This window comes from Streptomyces sp. NPDC058231 (assembly GCF_042882275.1).
Taxonomy (GTDB): Bacteria; Actinomycetota; Actinomycetes; order Streptomycetales; family Streptomycetaceae; genus Streptomyces.
Window position 1 is genome coordinate 64,865 of record NZ_JBHVWN010000013.1, and the last position, 16,217, is coordinate 81,081.

Sequence of the window (16,217 nt, forward strand, 5' to 3'; positions counted from 1 at the left end):
CGACTCCCCGGGGCCGCCCGCGGCCCCGGGGAGCGTGCCAGGGCCGGACCCGCGACGAGCGGGACCGGTCCGCGTCCGCTCCGAAGCCCGTGGGGCCGGGCATCAGGCCAGGCCCGGCAAGGCACTGCACGGCACCGGGTCCCGGCGTGGACGCGGCCAACAGACGTACGGTGAAAGCCGGTTCCGCCCGCGAGCTGTTCACCCGGTCCCGGGGCTGATAACGTCGCCGCTCACGTGACCGACCGAGGAGGTGAGACCCATCAACGCTGTATCGAGCTGGGTGCTCTCCTCCCGCGTGGCGGTGCGGTTCATCTGACGCAGGTGGCCAAGGGAGCGCCCTCAGGCATCCCGGGAAGGCCCTTGCATTCATGCACTTCATCTGTGAGACGACCTCGAACGGCGTCTCGGAACGTCTTTTCGATCTCGACGGTGTCTCCGGTGTCCTCTGGTCACCCGCCGGCGCCGGCGGCGGACGCCCCCTGGTCCTGTTGGGCCACGGTGGCGGCCGGCACAAGCTCGCCCCGCCACTCGTCGCCCGGGCCCACCGCTACGTGACCGGCTGCGGTTTCGCGGTGGCCGCGATCGACGCGCCCGGACACGGCGACAGCCGGAGAACCGAGCAGGACGAGCGGTTCGCGACGGGCATCAGGGAACGAAAGGCCGCCGGCGAACCCCTGGGCCCGTACATCACCGGTCACAACGCCGCGCTGGCGGCGCGCGCCGTCCCCGAGTGGCAGTCCGTGCTGGACGTGCTCCAGGATCTCGACCCCGTCGTCGCCGGCGGTCCGGTGGGGTTCTGGGGGGTGTCGCTGGGCACCGCGATCGGCGTGCCGCTCGCCGCGGCCGAACCGAGGATCGCCGCCGCCGTCTTCGGCTGCGCGGGCCACGAGATCCTGGGCGAGGCGGCGGCCCGGGTCACCGTCCCGGTCGAGTTCCTGTTGCAGTGGGACGACGAACTGGTGCCGCGCGACTCCGCTCTCGCCCTGTTCGACGCGTTCGCCTCACCCGAGAAGACGCTGCATGCCAACCCGGGCCGCCACGCGGGCGTTCCGGCGTTCGAGCTGGAGAGCTCGGAGCGCTTCTTCGTACGTCACCTCGTTCGCGACCTCGACACCCCGCAGGCGCACCGCTGACCCGTCCGGGCCGGGTCGGCGCACCGCGCCGGCACTTCTGTCCGGGACATCCCCGCCGAAAGGACCATTGCCATGCCTTCCTTCTCCGCGTACGACGGAACCGAGCTCGCCTACCACGTCCTCGGCGACGGTGATCCCCTGGTCTGTCTGCCAGGGGGGCCGACGGACTCCGCATACCTCGGGGACCTCGGTGGACTCTCCGCCCACCGGCGGCTGATCAGGCTGGACCTCCGGGGCACCGGGAAGTCCGCGACGCCCGATGACCTCTCCTCCTGCCGCTGCGACCGGGTCGTCGACGACGTGGAAGCCCTGCGTGAGCACCTCGGCCTGGACCGGATGGACGTGCTCGCGCACAGCGCGGGAGCGAATCCGGCCGTGCAGTACCTGAGCCGTCATCCGGAAAGCGTCGACAGGCTGGCGCTGATCGCGCCGAGCGTCCGGGCCGTCGGTCTCACCATCACCGGGGACGACCGGATCGAAGCGGCGCTGCTCCGCCGGGGCGAGCCGTGGTTCCCGGCGGCGTTCGCGGCCTTGGAGACGGTGGTGGCGGGCCGGGCCACCGACGACAGCTGGAAGGCGATCGCGCCCTTCTCCTACGCGCGCTGGGACGAGGCGGCCCAGGCCCATCAGGCTGCCGGGGACGAGCGGATGAACATGGACGTCGTGGCCGCCTTCGGTGCCGAGGGCGCCTTCGACCCGGAAACCACCCGTGCCGCGCTCGCCCGGTTCGCGGCGCCGGTGCTGCTGCTCGCCGGAGAGGTCGATCCCGGTGCGCCTCCTCGCACGATGGCCGCGTTCGCCGGCCTGTTCCCCCACGCCGAGCTCGTCGTCCAGCCCCGGGCCGGACACAATCCGTGGATCGACGACGCCGACCGGTTCGTGGCGACCGTCGAGGCGTTCCTGAGCTGAGGTCTGTCCGGTCGTCCGCGGTGGATAGGCGCACGGCGGCGGATCGGGTGCGGTGCGTCGCACGGCGCACCGAGGCCGCCGCACATGTGACGGTTGGACGCCATCACCCGCAATATCGCCATGTGCATACATGGTGATTCCCCCAAGCAAAGCCACCACAGCCCCCTTGTCGACTCTCCGCACCAAGGGAGCGCCTCGCACCGCCCGGAAACCCGCGGACGCGACGGCCCGGTGAGCGGACCGTTACGCGACCATGAACTCACGGTCGAAGATGTCGAGTTCTGTTGAGTTCTTCCTGAACGGCCTGACGACACCGCCCCATTCCAGCCCGCTGCGGCACACCCCCGACCGGAGGTGCTCGTAGCGTGTCAGCCCCGGGCAACCAAGGAAGAATGGACACCAACCAGCGCAGACGCAAGGTAAGTTGACCTGTCCCTACGCGGCACCCGACCTGACGGACGCCGCTGGGAGGGTTTTTAACAGAGCTTGGTTGTTCCTGTGCGATTCCAGCGATCACCTTGTGGAGGTCGGGCGATCGAGCTCGACGGTCGGTGACTGGCGGCGTGGGTACAGGGGACGCATCGCATGACATGGCAGCGGACTCTGCACCAGGTCGGCGGTTCTCCTCCCCTTCCTATCGCAAAGGATGCTCATGTCCACGCGAAGACGTCCTGCCGGCAAGGACACTCGCTCCCGGCGCTCCCCCGCATTCGGCTCCGCGTTACTGGCTCTCGCCCTGGCCGCCGCATGCGTGTTCGTCAGCTCGTCGCCGGCAGCGGCCAGCGGATGCAAGGGATCCAGCTGCACCGGCCAGAGTCCCGTCACGATGAAATGCGACACCGACGCCCGGCTCCTCGAGGAACTCGATGACACCAACATGTCTCTGAAGTTCTACTACTCGGGCACATGCGACGCCTCCTGGGCGTACGTCACCGTCAATCCGAATTCGGACCTGTGGCCGCAGGCGGCGAACATTTTCTACGTACCCCAGCTCGGGGGCAGCGAGGCCTCCTACTCCGCCGGATACGTGAACCAGGACGACGTGGCCAAGGCGTCGCCGATGGTGGGCGGAAACGCGATGGCGAAGGGGTGCGCCACCGATGTGGGGCCGGGCGACGATCCGGCGCCGGAGACCTGGAAGCAGGACGGGACCAGCGGGATGTGTACACAATGGCACTGACGACAGGCAGAAGCAGCGCGCGCTCCCGCAGACGGGCCACCCGCCGGACGGCCAGAACCGCCGTCGTCTCCTGCGCGGCACTGGCCGCGGGATTACTGCCCGCATCGGGTGCGGTCGCGTCCGTCGAGACGACGGCGCGGCAGTCACCGTCCCGCTCCGAAGGGAAGCCGTTCGCCTCCCCCGACCGGGCGTTGGGCAAGAACTGGCAGACGTCCGCCGACCGTGCCGTGGTCGGAACCGGTGACTCGAAAGGCTTCCACATCCTGGTGGCCGACGAGTCGCAGTCGTTCCGCTACCGGGAGGCGGCCAACCTGACCGAGGCCGGCCTCGACGGCATCGGACCGTGGACGGGATACGTCTGCACCACCGGATCCGGGCGGTACGCCGCCGCGGTCTACGCACCGTCCATGGTCGCCAACAAGCCCGCCCTGATGCAGCACGGCGCCTTCGCCGCGGTGGTGGACCTGACGACCGGGAAGGTCACCCGCTCGGTCAGCGGCGTGCAGCTGGCCTACTTCTCCCCCGGCTGCGGACAGACCGACACCGTCACCTTCACCCGCAGTGCCGTCGGCGACTCCGGACACGGGACGACCAAGCTCTTCGACGTCGACGCCGGGACCGGAAAGACCGTCAGCACCCGTACGGTGCAGGGTCAGTTCACCAACCCGCTGCCGACCGCCGACGGCGACATCGGCGTGCTCGGCGGCCGGCTCGTCAAGGTCGCGCCGAGCGGCCGGGCCACCACCATCGCCGACCTGCCCGGACGCCTGTTCGCGCTCGCCCCGTCCACCGGCGGAGCCGTCGACCTGGCCGTGGTGACGAACGGCAAGGACGTCCTGCACCGCTGGAACGGCAAGAAGCTGACGAAACTGGGCACCGCCCCGCTCGGCAAGCTCGGGCTCTTCCCGCGTCGCGGCGGCGACCTGGTCGCCGGCGAGGTCACCGGCATCGACACGGCCGGGGCCCCCGGCCTCGCCAAGGCCGATGCCCCCGACAGGCCGCTCGCGGCTTCCCACGAGGGTCACCTGCTGACCACCTCGGCCGCCTCGGAGGAGCTCAAGGGCATCACGTCGAAGATCGGGTCGTCCAGCGGGCAGGGAGCGGGGCTGATCGACGTGCAGGCCCTCGCGACCGCCAGCGACACCGCGGCGGCCACGCAGGTCACCACGGCCGAGGCCGTCACCGCCGCCACCGACGACGTGGAACCCGACGTCAACGGCCAGCCGGAGAAGGACGCACTCGCGCAGTCCGGGCTCGCCCCCGACGAACCCAACCCGCAGTCCCACTATTCGAACTGCCTCGTCAAGCGCAACGACCCGCACGCCCAGGCACTGCAGCCCAGCCCCAACATGGTCGAGTGGGCCGTCGACCAGGCCGTGCACGGTGACCTGAACATCACCCGGCCGGCCAACTACCTGGGCACGGGCAGCGACTCGTACACCCCGGAGGGGCTGTTTCCGCGCGTCTCACTGACCGGCGGCGGCACCGTCCCGGCACAGGTGGTGCTCGGCATCCTGGCCCAGGAGTCCAACTTCAAGCAGGCGTCCTGGCACTCGGTGCCCGGTGACGGCGGCAACCCGCTGCTCGGTGACTACTTCGGCAACGGCGACAGCATCCACTACTACCCCAACGGTGGGGCGGCCGACTGCGGCTACGGCATCGCACAGGTCACCTCTGGCATGAACGAGGCGAAGCCCAACCCGTACAACCCGACCGAGGCGTACGCCATCGCCACCGACTACGCGGCCAACATCGCGGCCGGTGTGCAGATCCTGAGCAAGACCTGGAACCAGCTCAAGGGTCTCGGCATGAACGTCAACATCGGCAACCCGGCGTACATCGAGAACTGGTCCATGGCGCTGTGGGGCTACAACAGCGGTGTCTACACCGACTCCTCGCAGAACGGCGGCAACACCGGACTGGGCTGGTTCAACAATCCGGCCAACCCCAACTACCGTTCGGACCGCGCGCCGTTCCTGCGTGACTCCTACGACGACGCCGCACACCCGGCGGAGTGGCCCTACGAAGAGAAGATCATGGGTTGGGTGGAGAGTCCGCAGCTGACGTACAACGCCAAGCCGTCGTACGCCCTCCCGCAGTTCCCCGTCGGCGGCAACAGCCCGGCCGGCAAGCTCAACCTGAACATGAACTACCGCGCCTACTGCGACAGTTCGAACAACTGCAATCCCGGAGCCGCGTCCGACAGCGACCCGTGCCCGGCCGAGGACGAGAGCTGCTGGTTCCGCGGCTCGGTCTCCTGGGGAGCGGGCAGCGACACCACCAACGGCTCCACCGAGAACCTCGTCACCTCTCTCGGCAGCGGCGAACCCGCACTGAACCGGCAGTACGACGCCGGGCCCTGCAACAACGCCCCCGCGGGTCTGCTGATCGACGACCTACCGGACCCGGACGACAACACCCAGGGCTGCAACGAATCCCATCAGATCGACGGGAAGTTCAACCTGCAGCTCGGGGACAACTTCACCTACAACCGCAGCGACAGCACCGTGCGGGCCACCGGTGACATCGCCTCGATCGACCTGCACCAGCTGGGCGCGGGCTACGACGGCCATGCCTGGTTCACCCATGCCTACAAGGGCGGTCCCGGGAACGCGGGCGACCTGTGGCACAAGGTGACCGCGACCTGGACGCCGAACCCCTCGCTCATGTCCGAGCCCGGCACCACCGGCCTGCTGTACGACATCTACGTCCACCTGCCCAACCACGGGGCGCAGGCGATCGTCCCGTACACCGTCAACGTCGGCATGAGCAACGCCGGTGTCACTGCCACGCGCAGCTGCTCCGTCAACCAGACCACCAAGAGCAACGGCCACGACACCTGGGTGGAGCTGGGGACCGTCCGCCTCTGGCAGGGCGCCAACCTCCAGGCCGACAACACCAGCCGCACCGACTACACGGGTGACGCGGACGTCGCCTACGACGCCGTGGTCTTCTCCGCGACGCCGCAGGCGTCCAGCACCGGCATCTGCTTCCACGACGCCATGCCCTGATCCCTCCCGTGCACCCGTCCACGGCGGTGCGCCCCCACGGCTCCGGTCCGACCGGGCCGTGCGGGCGCGCCGCCCTGTGCACATCTGCCCCTCACCACGGAGCCCTGCCATGAAGTTCCCCACCCCCCACGTCCGGCGCACCGCCATCGCCCTGGCCGTCTCGATCCTCGTCGTCGGCTGTTCCACGTCCCGTCACGCCTCTCCGGACGCCCCCGGCTCCTCGAAGGCGTCTCCCGGCGACGGGACCGCGCCCTCCGCGGGGGCGACGAGCGGTCACCCGTCCGCCACCGCGGCTCCGGACCTGGACGACTGGCCGACCCGGCCCGCCACCGCGGACAAGTTCCCGCACGGCATCCCGAGCACCGTGCTCGCGAAGGGCTACACGGGCTCCGCCTTCCTGGAGAAGGTGACGGAGAAATGGCACATCGCACTGGGCCCCAGGAAGAAGAACGACTTCAGCAAGAAGGACGACCAGCCCCCCGTGTGGTACGCCACGGGCGCCGGACAGCATGCGTCCGGCAAGCTGAGCATCGCCGTGACGTGGAACCTCTCCGGCGACCTCGAATCCCTCTCCTGCATCGCCGGCCGGAAGACGCCGGGCTACGCCGACTTCCTGCGCGACTGCATCGAGCTGGACCACCCGGGCGCGCGGCCGGCCGCGGCCGCCCGCTGGCTCGGGAGCATGGTGCCGAGCCTGGACAAGGCGTACGCAGAGGCCAGGAAGCCTGTCGGCAGTCCGCTGTACCGGGCGGGCCGGGCGGCTTCCGCCCTGCAGGAGTACAGCTACGGCAAGGAAGGGATGGTCTACACCGTCCGGACCTTCGGTACGGCGCCCTGAACGTCCGCGCCCCCGCCGGGCAGTCGGCCCCGAAGGGGCGTTCCGGATCTCCCCAGCGCCCAATTCGATCAAGAAAATTGGGCGCTAGGGCGTGTTGCGAAAGTCCCGCCTGCTCGGCGACGTCTCGCACGCACGCTCGCCGCGTTGTCGGGATCACCCCGATACATCCAGTATCGGGGCGACCCTCCGCCTTGCGATCGCACGCACCAGACGCCGCCGAGCCCGCCCTCCGGGTGGACGGCGCTACTTTCGAAACACGCCCTAGGCCCCAGTTCAGGGGCCTAGCGGGCAGACGAGTCGGCCTGTACGCCGGGTTCTGTCGCCCGGTCGCCTCGCGGCGGCCGGGGAGACGGCCATCCATCTAGGACCGGCATTGCTGCCGGTCTCGTGCGGTCTACCCGCGAACTCGGGCGGGCAGCCCTCGGTCGTTCGCGCAGGGCCGTCTTGCGACGGCCCCTCTTGACCTTGCTCCGGGTGGGGTTTACCTAGCCGCCTGAGTCACCTCAGGCGCTGGTGGTCTCTTACACCACCGTTTCACCCTTACCGGGGACCGAAGCCCCCGGCGGTCTGTTTTCTGTGGCACTGTCCCGCGGGTCACCCCGGGTGGCCGTTAGCCACCACCCTGCCCTGTGGAGCCCGGACGTTCCTCGGGAGGTTCCGAAGAACCTCACGCGGCCGTCCGGCCGGCTCGTCTGCCGTGCCGACCATGCTACCCGGCGAGGCGATCACGCCCGTACCGCGGATCCGCCGGTGCCGCTCACTTGTCGCCGGCGAACGCCGCGATCCCGGCCGTCCAGGCCGCCGACAGATCGGCGCCCGGGGGGAACCTGCCGTTGAGTTCCAGCACCACCATGCCGTGGGCGAAGGCCCAGGCCGCCCGGGCCCGCTCCTGGTCGCCGTCGACCGCCCGGGAGAGCGGGGCCGCGGCGCGTTCCTGCAGGCCGGCGGGGAGCGCCGCCGGGTCCACGGGGCGTGCGGTGGTGAGGAGGTAGAGGTGCGGGTGGGCCAGGGCGTAGGCGCGGTACGCGGTGGCGAGTGCCGGGAACGATCCGGGGGCCTCCGACTCGGCCGCTTCCAGCGTCTCGGCCGTTTCCCGCAGCACCTCACCGGCGAGGGCCGTGAGCACGGAGGACTTGTCCGGAAAGTGCTTGTAGAGGGACGGCGCCGTGATCCCGATGCTGTCGGCGAGCCGGCGCATGGTGAGGGCTTCCGGGCCGTCCGCCTCCAGGAGGGTTCGGGCGGCGGCGATGATCTGCCGTGCCCGGTCCGTCACGTGGCCCGTGACGTGGTCCGTCGTGGGGGCGGTGACACGTTCAGTCACGCTGGCAAGCCTTCCTTCGTACGGACCCGTCGGAGCCCGTGGGCCGCGTCGGAGTCCGTGGCCGAATGCGTGATCGTACGAGACGGGGAGGGCCGCGGCGGCAACCGGTCCGGACGCGTCGTGCGCGGCCCTGCGACGTCCTGCACCGCGCGGAGCCCGCGCCGGCCGGGTCCCGGAGTCCCCGTACGCTGGCGCGGGGGCGTCGGGTCGCGCCGGAGCTCCTTCCGTGCGGGCCCCACCCGGTCCCGGACCCCTCTTCCCCGTTCGTACGAAGGAGAACCGCCGTGCTCGTGCTGTTGCCGCCCTCCGAAGGAAAGGCCGCCTCGGGGCGCGGAGCACCCCTGAAGCCCGAGTCGCTGTCGCTGCCGGGTCTCGCACGGGCACGCGAGGCCGTCCTCGACGAACTGGTCGGGCTGTGCGAGGCGGACGAGGAGAAGGCTCGTGCGGTGCTCGGCCTGAGCGAGGGGCTGCGTGGCGAGATCGCGAAGAACGTCGTGCTGCGGACGGCCGGGACACGGCCGGCCGGGGAGATCTACACCGGCGTTCTGTACGACGCGCTGGATCTGGCGTCCCTGGACACAGCGGCCCGGCGCCGGGCCGGAAAGTCGCTCCTGGTGTTCTCCGGCCTGTGGGGCGCGGTGCGGGTGGGCGACCGCATTCCGCCGTACCGCTGCTCGATGGGGGTGAAGCTGCCCGGGCTCGGCGCGCTGGGCGCGTACTGGCGTGCCCCGATGGCCGAGGTCATGCCCGAGGCTGCCGGCGACGGGCTCGTACTGGACCTGCGCTCGTCGGCCTACACGGCCGCCTGGAAGCCGAAGGGTGAGGTGGCGGGGCGCACGGCGAACGTGCGGGTGCTGCACTCCCAGATGGTGGACGGGGTGGAGAAGCGGTCGGTGGTCAGCCACTTCAACAAGGCGACGAAGGGCCGGATGGTCCGCGACCTGTTGCGGGCGGGGGCGCAGCCCAAGGGCCCCGCGGAGCTGGTGGACGTGTTGCGGGAGCTGGGGTACGCCGTGGAGGCGGAGACCCCGGAACGGGCCGGGCGGCCCTGGGCGCTCGACGTGATCGTGACGGAGATCCACTGACCCACGGAGAAGCATCGTTGCATCATGCGCAACGTGCGTTGCGCAAGGTGCGGTGGCCGCGGCAGGATGACCCCATGACCTCCCCCTCTGTGCTCGATCTCGCCCCGGTTCTCCCCGTTGTCGTACTGAAGGACGCCGCCGACGCGGTGCCGCTCGCCCGGGCGCTGGTCGCGGGCGGGCTCCCGGCCATCGAGGTCACCCTGCGGACGGCCGCCGCGCTGGACTCGATCGCGGCGATCGCGGCGGAGGTGCCGGACGCGGTGGTGGGGGCGGGCACGGTGATCTCCGCACGGCACGTCGCCGACACGGTGGCGGCCGGGGCGCGGTTCCTGGTCAGCCCCGGCTGGACGGACCCGCTGCTGGACGCGATGCAGGGGGCCGGGGTGCCTTTCCTGCCGGGCGTCTCGACGACGTCCGAGGTCGTGGCACTGCTGGAGCGCGGGGTCGCCGAGATGAAGTTCTTCCCGGCCGAGGCGGCGGGCGGCACGGCGTATCTGAAGGCCATGTCCGCGCCGCTCCCGCAGGCCCGGTTCTGCCCGACCGGCGGCATCTCGCTCGCCTCGGCGCCCTCGTACCTGGCGCTTCCGAACGTCGGTTGCGTGGGCGGCAGTTGGATGGTGCCGGCCGATGCCGTGGCGGCGAAGGACTGGGCGCGGGTGGAGCGACTGGCGGCCGAGGCCGCGGCGTTGCGCGGCTGACCCCTCCCCGCACGCCGGGCGTCACGCGAAGGCGGACCGACGCCCCGGCGGGGACGGCGGCTTCGCCCCCGACCGCACCACGGTCTCGGGGGGAGCGGCGGAGGCGAAGGCGTCCGATGGCATCCGCGCGCCCCGGCGCCTGCGCCCCTACCTCAGGTGCGACGTGTCGTTCAGCAGCCTCAGCGAGGCATTGCCGTCCGCGTAGTACGCCACCGCCGACAGCGACGCCGCCGAGAGTTCCATACGGAACAGGGACTCCGGCGGGGCGCCGAGGGCCAGCCGGACCAGGGTCTTGATCGGTGTCACATGGGTGACCAGGAGCACCGTACGGCCCGCGTGCCGGGCGGTCAGCCGGTCGCGGGCACCCGAGACGCGGCGCGCCACCTCGGCGAAGCTCTCGCCACCTCCGGTCGGGGGCGTTCTCGTGGAGCCGAGCCAGGCGTCCAGGTCGGGGCCGTAACGCTCCCTGACCTCGGCGAAGGTCAGGCCCTCCCAGGCGCCGAAGTCCGTCTCGCGCAGGGCTTCGTCGATCTCGACGGTCAGGCCGAGGCGCGCGGCCACCGTCGCCGCGGTCTGCCGGCAGCGGCGCAGCGGCGAGCTGATGATCTCCTGAATCGTGCCGCGTGCGGCGAGCGACTCCGCCACCCGTTCCGCCTGGTGGCGGCCGGCCGCCGAGAGTTCCGGGTCGCTGCCGCCGCTGCCGGAGAACCGCTTCTCGGGGGTGAGCGCCGTCTCGCCGTGCCGGAGCAGCACGAACGTCGCGGGCGCGCCCAGGTCGGGGGCGGCGCCCCAGCCGACCTGCGGCGTGGGCGCGGGTTCACGGCGGGACGTCAGCGCCGCCCGCGCCTTCGCCGCGCCCGCCGCCGCGTCCCCGGGCGGGCCGGAGACGGGGGGCAGGTCGAGAGCGGCGGTCGACGCCGACGGCTCCCACTGCCTGCCCTGGCGGCCGGCGTCCATCGCCTCGTTGGCGAGCCGGTCCGCGTGCTTGTTCTTCTCGCGCGGGATCCACTCGTACGTGACGGCGGAGGCCGGAAGGATCCGCGCCGCCTCCGCCGCGAGCGGCTTCATGTCGGGGTGCTTGATCTTCCAGCGGCCCGACATCTGTTCCACGACCAGCTTGGAGTCCATCCGGACGTGCACCCGCAGCGCGCCGTCCGCCGACGCGTCCGGCACCAGCGCCTTCGCGGCCTTCAGTCCCGCGATGAGGCCCTTGTACTCCGCCACGTTGTTCGTCGCGACACCGATGTACTCGGCGGCTTCGGCCAGCGTCTCCCCCGTGACCGGGTCGATCACGACCGCGCCGTACCCGGCGGGCCCCGGGTTGCCCCGGGAGCCGCCGTCGGCCTCGATGACGAACTGGCGGGGCTCCGTCATTACAGGCCCGACTCCGCCGTGCGGACCAGGATGCGGTGGCAGTTCTCGCAACGCAGCACCGCCTCCGGGGAGGCCGCCTTCACGTCGTTGACCTCGGTGATGTTCAGCTCCAGCCGGCAGCCCTCGCAGCGACGCTGGTAGAGGCGGGCGGCGCCGACACCGCCCGACTGGGCGCTGAGCTTGTCGTACAGCTTGAGAAGGTCGGCCGGCACGGAGCCGGCGACGAGCTCGCGCTCCTTCGTGACGGTCGCGGCCTCCTCGTCGAGCTCCTTCGTCGCGGCGTCCCGGCGGGCGGTCGCGTCGTCGGCCTTGGCCTGGACGGCGGAGACCCGGGCGGTCAGCTCGGTGACACGCTCCTGTGCGGACTCGCGGCGCTCCATGACTTCGAGGACGACGTCCTCCAGGTCGCCCTGGCGCTTGGCCAGCGAGGTGATCTCGCGCTGCAGGCTCTCCAGGTCCTTGGGCGAGGTGACCGCGCCGGAGTCGAGCCGCTGCTGGTCGCGGACGGCACGCTGGCGCACCAGGTCGACGTCCTGCTCCGCCTTGGTCTGCTCGCGGGCGGTGTCGCTCTCCTCGGTCTGCGAGGCGACCAGCAGGTCGCGCAGCTGCGCGAGGTCGGCGGTGAGCGAGTCGATCTCGGCGTGCTCGGGCAGCGACTTGCGCTTGTGGGCGAGCTGCGACAGCCGTACGTCGAGGGCCTGGACGTCGAGAAGTCGGATCTGGTCGGCGGGCGCGGCGTTCAGTTGGGGGCTCCAGAAGAGTGGTGGGTGGTCCAGGGGTCGGTGACCTGCTTCGAGACGTGGACCCGCAGGTCCCATCCGTGGCGGTCGGAAATCGCGTCGAGCTGCGCTGCGGCCTGCTCGCACCAGGGCCATTCGGTGGCCCAGTGCGCGGCGTCGATCAGGCCGATCGAGGAGTGCTGGACGGCCTCGGAGGCCGGGTGGTGGCGCAGGTCCGCGGTGAGGTAGGCGTCGACGCCCGCGGCGCGCACGGCGTCGAAGAGGCCGTCGCCGGAGCCGCCGCTGACCGCGACGGTGCGCACGAGTGCGTCCGGGTCGCCGGCCAGCCGGATGCCCTGCGCGGTCGCGGGCAGCCGGGCGGCGGCGCGGGCGGCGAGGTCGCGGAGGGTCTCGGGGTGGTCGAGTTCGCAGATCCGGCCGAGGCCGCGACGGCCCTCGGCATCGGTCGGGTCCGGGACGAGGGGTCCGGTGACACGCAGGTCGAGGGCGCCGGCCAGGGCGTCGGAGACTCCGGGGTCGGCGGTGTCGGCATTGGTGTGCGCGACGTGCAGGGCGATGCCGTGCTTGATGAGGGTGTGCACGACCCGGCCCTTGAAGGTGGACGCCGCGACCGTCGTCGTACCCCGCAGATAGAGCGGGTGGTGGGTGACGATCAGCTGGGCGCCGAGCCTGATCGCCTCGTCGGCGACCTCCTGGACGGGGTCGACGGCGAAGAGCACACGGTCGACGTCGGCGGCCGGGTCGTCCACGTCCGCGCAGACCGTTCCGACGGCGTCCCATCCTTCGGCGCGCTCGGGGGGCCAGAGGGCGTCGAGCGCGGCGAGGACTTCAGACAGACGGGGCACGGAGGAAAGGCTACCTTCCGTCCGTGCCCCGCCGCCCATGGCTGCGGCGACCCGTGAGGGCCGGGCGACAGCCCGTCACGTGTCGTTACGCGCGGTTCCGGCCCGCCCGCTACTTGACCAGGTCGGCACGGAGGTCGTCGAGGACCAGGTCGGCCGCGGTGACACCCAGGCCGAGGTACCAGGTCTCGTCCGGGACGTCCTTCGCCCGGCCCTCCTTGACCGCCTTCAGGTTCTTCCACAGCGGGTTGGCCTGGGCGGTGTCGCGCTTGGTCGCCTTCACGTCGCCGTAGACGCCGGTGAAGATCCAGTCGGCGTCCGCCTCGTCGATCTTCTCCGGGCTGATCTCCGCGGCGAGGTCGTCGATCTGCTGGTTCTTGGGCCGCGGCAGGCCGACGTCCTCCAGGATCGTGCCGATGAACGACGCCTTGGCGTAGAGCCGGATGCGGTCCGGGAGGTAGCGGACCATGGAGATGGTCGGCTTGTCGGGGCCGATGTCCTCGCCGAGCTTCGTGGCCTTCTTCTCGTACGCGTCCAGCTCGCTCCGCGCCTTGGCGGTCTTGTCCAGCGCCGCCGCGTTGAGGAGGTAGTTCTCCTTCCAGGTGAAGCCCGGACGGATGGAGAACACGGTCGGCGCGATCTGGGAGAGCTGGTCGTACTTGTCGGCGGCGCGCAGCTGGCTGCCGAGGATCAGGTCCGGCTTCAGGCCGGCGATCGCCTCAAGGTTGAGGTTGTTGATCGTACCGACGTTCTTCGGGTTGCCCGCGGCCTTCTTCAGGTACGAAGGGATGGCCGCGTCGCCCTCGGAGGGCGCGTAGCCGACCGGCTTCACACCCAGCGAGACGACGTTGTCGAACTCGCCGACGTCGAGCACCACGACCCGCTTCGGGGCGGACTTGAGCTCCGTCTTGCCCATGGCGTGAGTGAGGGTCCGGGGGAACTGGCCCGGCTCGGCGTCGGTGCCGTACCCGGCCGTCTTCTTCGCCGCGTCACCGAAGTCCTTGCCGCCCGTCGCGACGGCGGCCTTCTTGTCGCCGCCCGCGGACTCGGCCGAACCGTCCTTCGCCCCGCCGTCGCCGCAGGCGGAGAGGGTGAGGGCGGCGGCCACTGCCAGGCCGACTGCTGCGGTGCTGCGGCGTCGTATGGACATCACTTGCTCACTTGCTCCATCTGAGGGACTCACAGGGAATGCTTAGGAATGCCTTACCTTATCCAGCGTTTCCATGGAGAGCACAACCACCCCCACACCCTCAGCCGAACCCGGACATCGCCACCCTTATGGGTGAAGTGACGGGTCTCGTGTTGTTCGGCAGGAAGTGCGAAAACTAGCTTCGGTTGCCGGAGGTGACGAGTCCATGACTGCCTGTGCCATCGAGGGCGAGACTGCCGGGCCCGCCGCGACAGCGGATCCCGCGTCCGGAGAAGCGGAAGAACCCGGGGGGCCGGACGACCCGGAGGAGCGGAACGGGCTCATCGGCCCCGGCGAACCGGGCGGGTCCGACGAGACGGAGGCCGGTGTGCCCAGCGGGTTCGCCGAGATCGCCGGGCCAGGGGAGGACGCCGGGTCGGGCGGACCGGACGGGGCCGGAGCCGGCTCCGCGGCAGGCGCGTTCACCATCGCCGCCGACGGCTCGTACGCGGCACGGCTCACGGTCGCCGGACCGGCACCCGGCACCGCCTGGTTCCCCGAGCGCTGGACGCTCGACGGGCCCGAGCCCTACGCCGTACCGCTCCCCCTGAACCAGCCCGAGGAGCCGGACACCGACGTCCTGCCGCTCACCGACGGCCGGGTGCTGATCCGGCGGCGGGTGGCGGACCGCCACGCCTTCTCGTTGCTCTATCCGACCGGTCCCGGCACCGGCGAACTGCCCCTCGGCGCCATCGAGTGCGTGGACGGCGTCCCCCTCACGATGCTGCCGCCGTCACCGGACGGCGCGAGTGCGTACGCGCTGTCGGCCGGGGAACACACGACCACCCTCTGGCTGGTGGCGGGCGGACCCTTCGGGCCGGAGCGTGTCGCCGACCTCCCGGGGCGGTGCTCCGGCGGCGTCTGGCTGGACCGTGCGGGACGGATACTGGCCCTGGACCGGCAGGCCCCGGACGGCGGCCCGGTGAAGGCGGTCGCCGTGGATCTGGGACGCGGCGGCGAGGTGACGCCGTTGCTGCAGATCGCACCCGGCAGCAACGACCGGCTGCTGCTCGCCGATGCGGACAGCGGGCTCCTGCTGATCCGCTCCGACGCGCCGGGCCACGACCGGCTCGGGTGGGGGGTGCTGGGCAGCTGCCTGCCGGTGCGTTTCCCGGAGTGCCTGCGCCCGGCGGATGTGGCGGTGACGCCGTTCGCCGTGCAACCGGGGCAGACGCTGATGCCGGAGAGCTGCGCGGTGGCGCTGCGGATCGACGGGGCCGCCGGCAGCTGGCTCGGGGTGTGGCGCCCCGCGGGGCGCCGGCTGCATCAGTTCGCCGCCCCGGAGGGATGGCTGGCCGGGTCCGGACTGTGGACCCGGGACGGCGTGCTCAAGCTCCCGTACGCCAACAGCTACGTGCCGTGCGGGGTGGCCCTGTTGCGGGCGCCGGAGGACGAGGATCTCGGCATCGGGCCGGGCTGCGCCACGGCCGGGGAAAGCGGTATGCAACCGTCCGCGGCTGTCGGGCCTCCTCCTGTGTGTAAGCCGGTTCCACTGGGGCAGGCGCCTCTCATGAGGCGGACGCAACCTGGTTAAATTCTGGGCCTGGGCTACGCAGCCGATGGGCGCGGTCGCCGACGGTGACCGGGTCAGGTCGGTGGTGCGTCGGTCCTGGTGACACACACGTAAGCGATCACAACGGGGTGACTTCCCACATGTCTGAAGCCCGAACCGACACGACCCAGACGCGCCCGCCGGGGGCGGGCGCCGAACGGGCCGACGCCGGCGGCTCCGGAAAGCACCGAGGGGGTGTGTCGACGGAGAGCCCGGGCGCGCAGCCGCACGGTCGCCACCGGCGCCCCTCCGAGGGGGGCAGCAGGGCGGCCTGACCGCGCGGCAATCAACGAGGGAAGGGCGGGCCCCCGCGGCGAACGGCGCCGTGGGGGCCCGCCTCTGTAC

The 16,217-nt window shown here is 71.4% G+C and carries 13 protein-coding genes and 1 other RNA gene; 8 read left to right on the top strand and 6 right to left on the bottom strand.

What is annotated here, in order from left to right; translation table 11 throughout:
* Positions 1-368: 368 nt before the first annotated feature.
* From ACFVXE_RS12320 to ACFVXE_RS12340, 5 genes are all read left to right on the top strand, one after another.
* Entirely contained in the window at positions 369-1,133 is a 765-nt protein-coding gene (locus tag ACFVXE_RS12320) for an alpha/beta hydrolase (RefSeq protein WP_389671014.1), read from the top strand.
* A gap of 72 nt (positions 1,134-1,205) precedes the next feature.
* Entirely contained in the window at positions 1,206-2,042 is an 837-nt protein-coding gene (locus ACFVXE_RS12325) for an alpha/beta fold hydrolase (protein ID WP_389671015.1), read from the top strand.
* Between the two features lie 652 nt (positions 2,043-2,694).
* The gene (locus tag ACFVXE_RS12330; protein WP_389671016.1) at positions 2,695-3,222 is read left to right on the top strand and encodes a DUF2690 domain-containing protein; all 528 of its coding nucleotides are present in this window, start codon (positions 2,695-2,697) and stop codon (positions 3,220-3,222) included.
* The gene (locus ACFVXE_RS12335) at positions 3,213-6,233 is read left to right on the top strand and encodes a transglycosylase SLT domain-containing protein (protein ID WP_389671017.1); all 3,021 of its coding nucleotides are present in this window, start codon (positions 3,213-3,215) and stop codon (positions 6,231-6,233) included. Before ACFVXE_RS12330 ends, ACFVXE_RS12335 begins: the two co-directional genes overlap by 10 nt.
* Positions 6,234-6,342: 109 nt before the next feature.
* Entirely contained in the window at positions 6,343-7,071 is a 729-nt protein-coding gene (locus ACFVXE_RS12340) for a hypothetical protein (RefSeq protein ID WP_389671019.1), read from the top strand.
* Between the two features lie 289 nt (positions 7,072-7,360).
* On the opposite strand, the gene rnpB is transcribed toward ACFVXE_RS12340, so the two are convergent.
* Together rnpB and ACFVXE_RS12350 are read right to left on the bottom strand one after the other, a co-directional pair.
* Positions 7,361-7,762, bottom strand: an RNA gene (rnpB, locus tag ACFVXE_RS12345) — RNase P RNA component class A.
* A gap of 66 nt (positions 7,763-7,828) precedes the next feature.
* Positions 7,829-8,344: a TetR/AcrR family transcriptional regulator gene (locus ACFVXE_RS12350; protein ID WP_389671119.1), complete on the bottom strand. Its 516-nt coding sequence runs from the start codon at positions 8,342-8,344 to the stop codon at positions 7,829-7,831.
* Positions 8,345-8,676: 332 nt separating this feature from the next.
* Here ACFVXE_RS12350 and yaaA point away from each other — a divergent pair, with 332 nt between their 5' ends.
* A complete protein-coding gene (gene yaaA, locus ACFVXE_RS12355) occupies positions 8,677-9,477 on the top strand; it encodes a peroxide stress protein YaaA (RefSeq protein ID WP_389671020.1) in 801 nt (266 codons plus the stop codon).
* Between the two features lie 74 nt (positions 9,478-9,551).
* Positions 9,552-10,175 (top strand): bifunctional 4-hydroxy-2-oxoglutarate aldolase/2-dehydro-3-deoxy-phosphogluconate aldolase, encoded by a 624-nt coding sequence (gene eda, locus ACFVXE_RS12360; protein WP_389671022.1) that lies wholly within the window; start codon positions 9,552-9,554, stop codon positions 10,173-10,175.
* Positions 10,176-10,322: 147 nt separating this feature from the next.
* Here eda and ACFVXE_RS12365 read toward each other — a convergent pair whose 3' ends face one another.
* The 4 genes from ACFVXE_RS12365 to ACFVXE_RS12380 all read right to left on the bottom strand — a co-directional run bounded on the left by ACFVXE_RS12365 (position 10,323) and on the right by ACFVXE_RS12380 (position 14,281).
* Entirely contained in the window at positions 10,323-11,549 is a 1,227-nt protein-coding gene (locus ACFVXE_RS12365) for a bifunctional RNase H/acid phosphatase (RefSeq protein WP_389671023.1), read from the bottom strand.
* Positions 11,549-12,292: a zinc ribbon domain-containing protein gene (locus ACFVXE_RS12370; protein WP_389671121.1), complete on the bottom strand. Its 744-nt coding sequence runs from the start codon at positions 12,290-12,292 to the stop codon at positions 11,549-11,551. The genes ACFVXE_RS12365 and ACFVXE_RS12370 overlap by 1 nt, the downstream gene beginning before the upstream one ends.
* Positions 12,289-13,134 carry a Nif3-like dinuclear metal center hexameric protein gene (locus tag ACFVXE_RS12375; protein WP_389671024.1) on the bottom strand — a complete coding sequence of 282 codons (846 nt, stop codon included), beginning with the start codon at positions 13,132-13,134 and terminating at the stop codon, positions 12,289-12,291. The genes ACFVXE_RS12370 and ACFVXE_RS12375 overlap by 4 nt, the downstream gene beginning before the upstream one ends.
* Before the next feature lie 109 nt (positions 13,135-13,243).
* Positions 13,244-14,281, bottom strand: a complete 1,038-nt coding sequence (locus ACFVXE_RS12380) for an ABC transporter substrate-binding protein (protein WP_389671026.1) — start codon at positions 14,279-14,281, stop codon at positions 13,244-13,246.
* 205 nt (positions 14,282-14,486) lie between these two features.
* Here ACFVXE_RS12380 and ACFVXE_RS12385 point away from each other — a divergent pair, with 205 nt between their 5' ends.
* On the top strand, positions 14,487-15,854 hold the full coding sequence (locus ACFVXE_RS12385; RefSeq protein WP_389671027.1) for a hypothetical protein: 1,368 nt from the start codon (positions 14,487-14,489) through the stop codon (positions 15,852-15,854).
* The last annotated feature ends 363 nt before the right edge of the window (positions 15,855-16,217 follow it).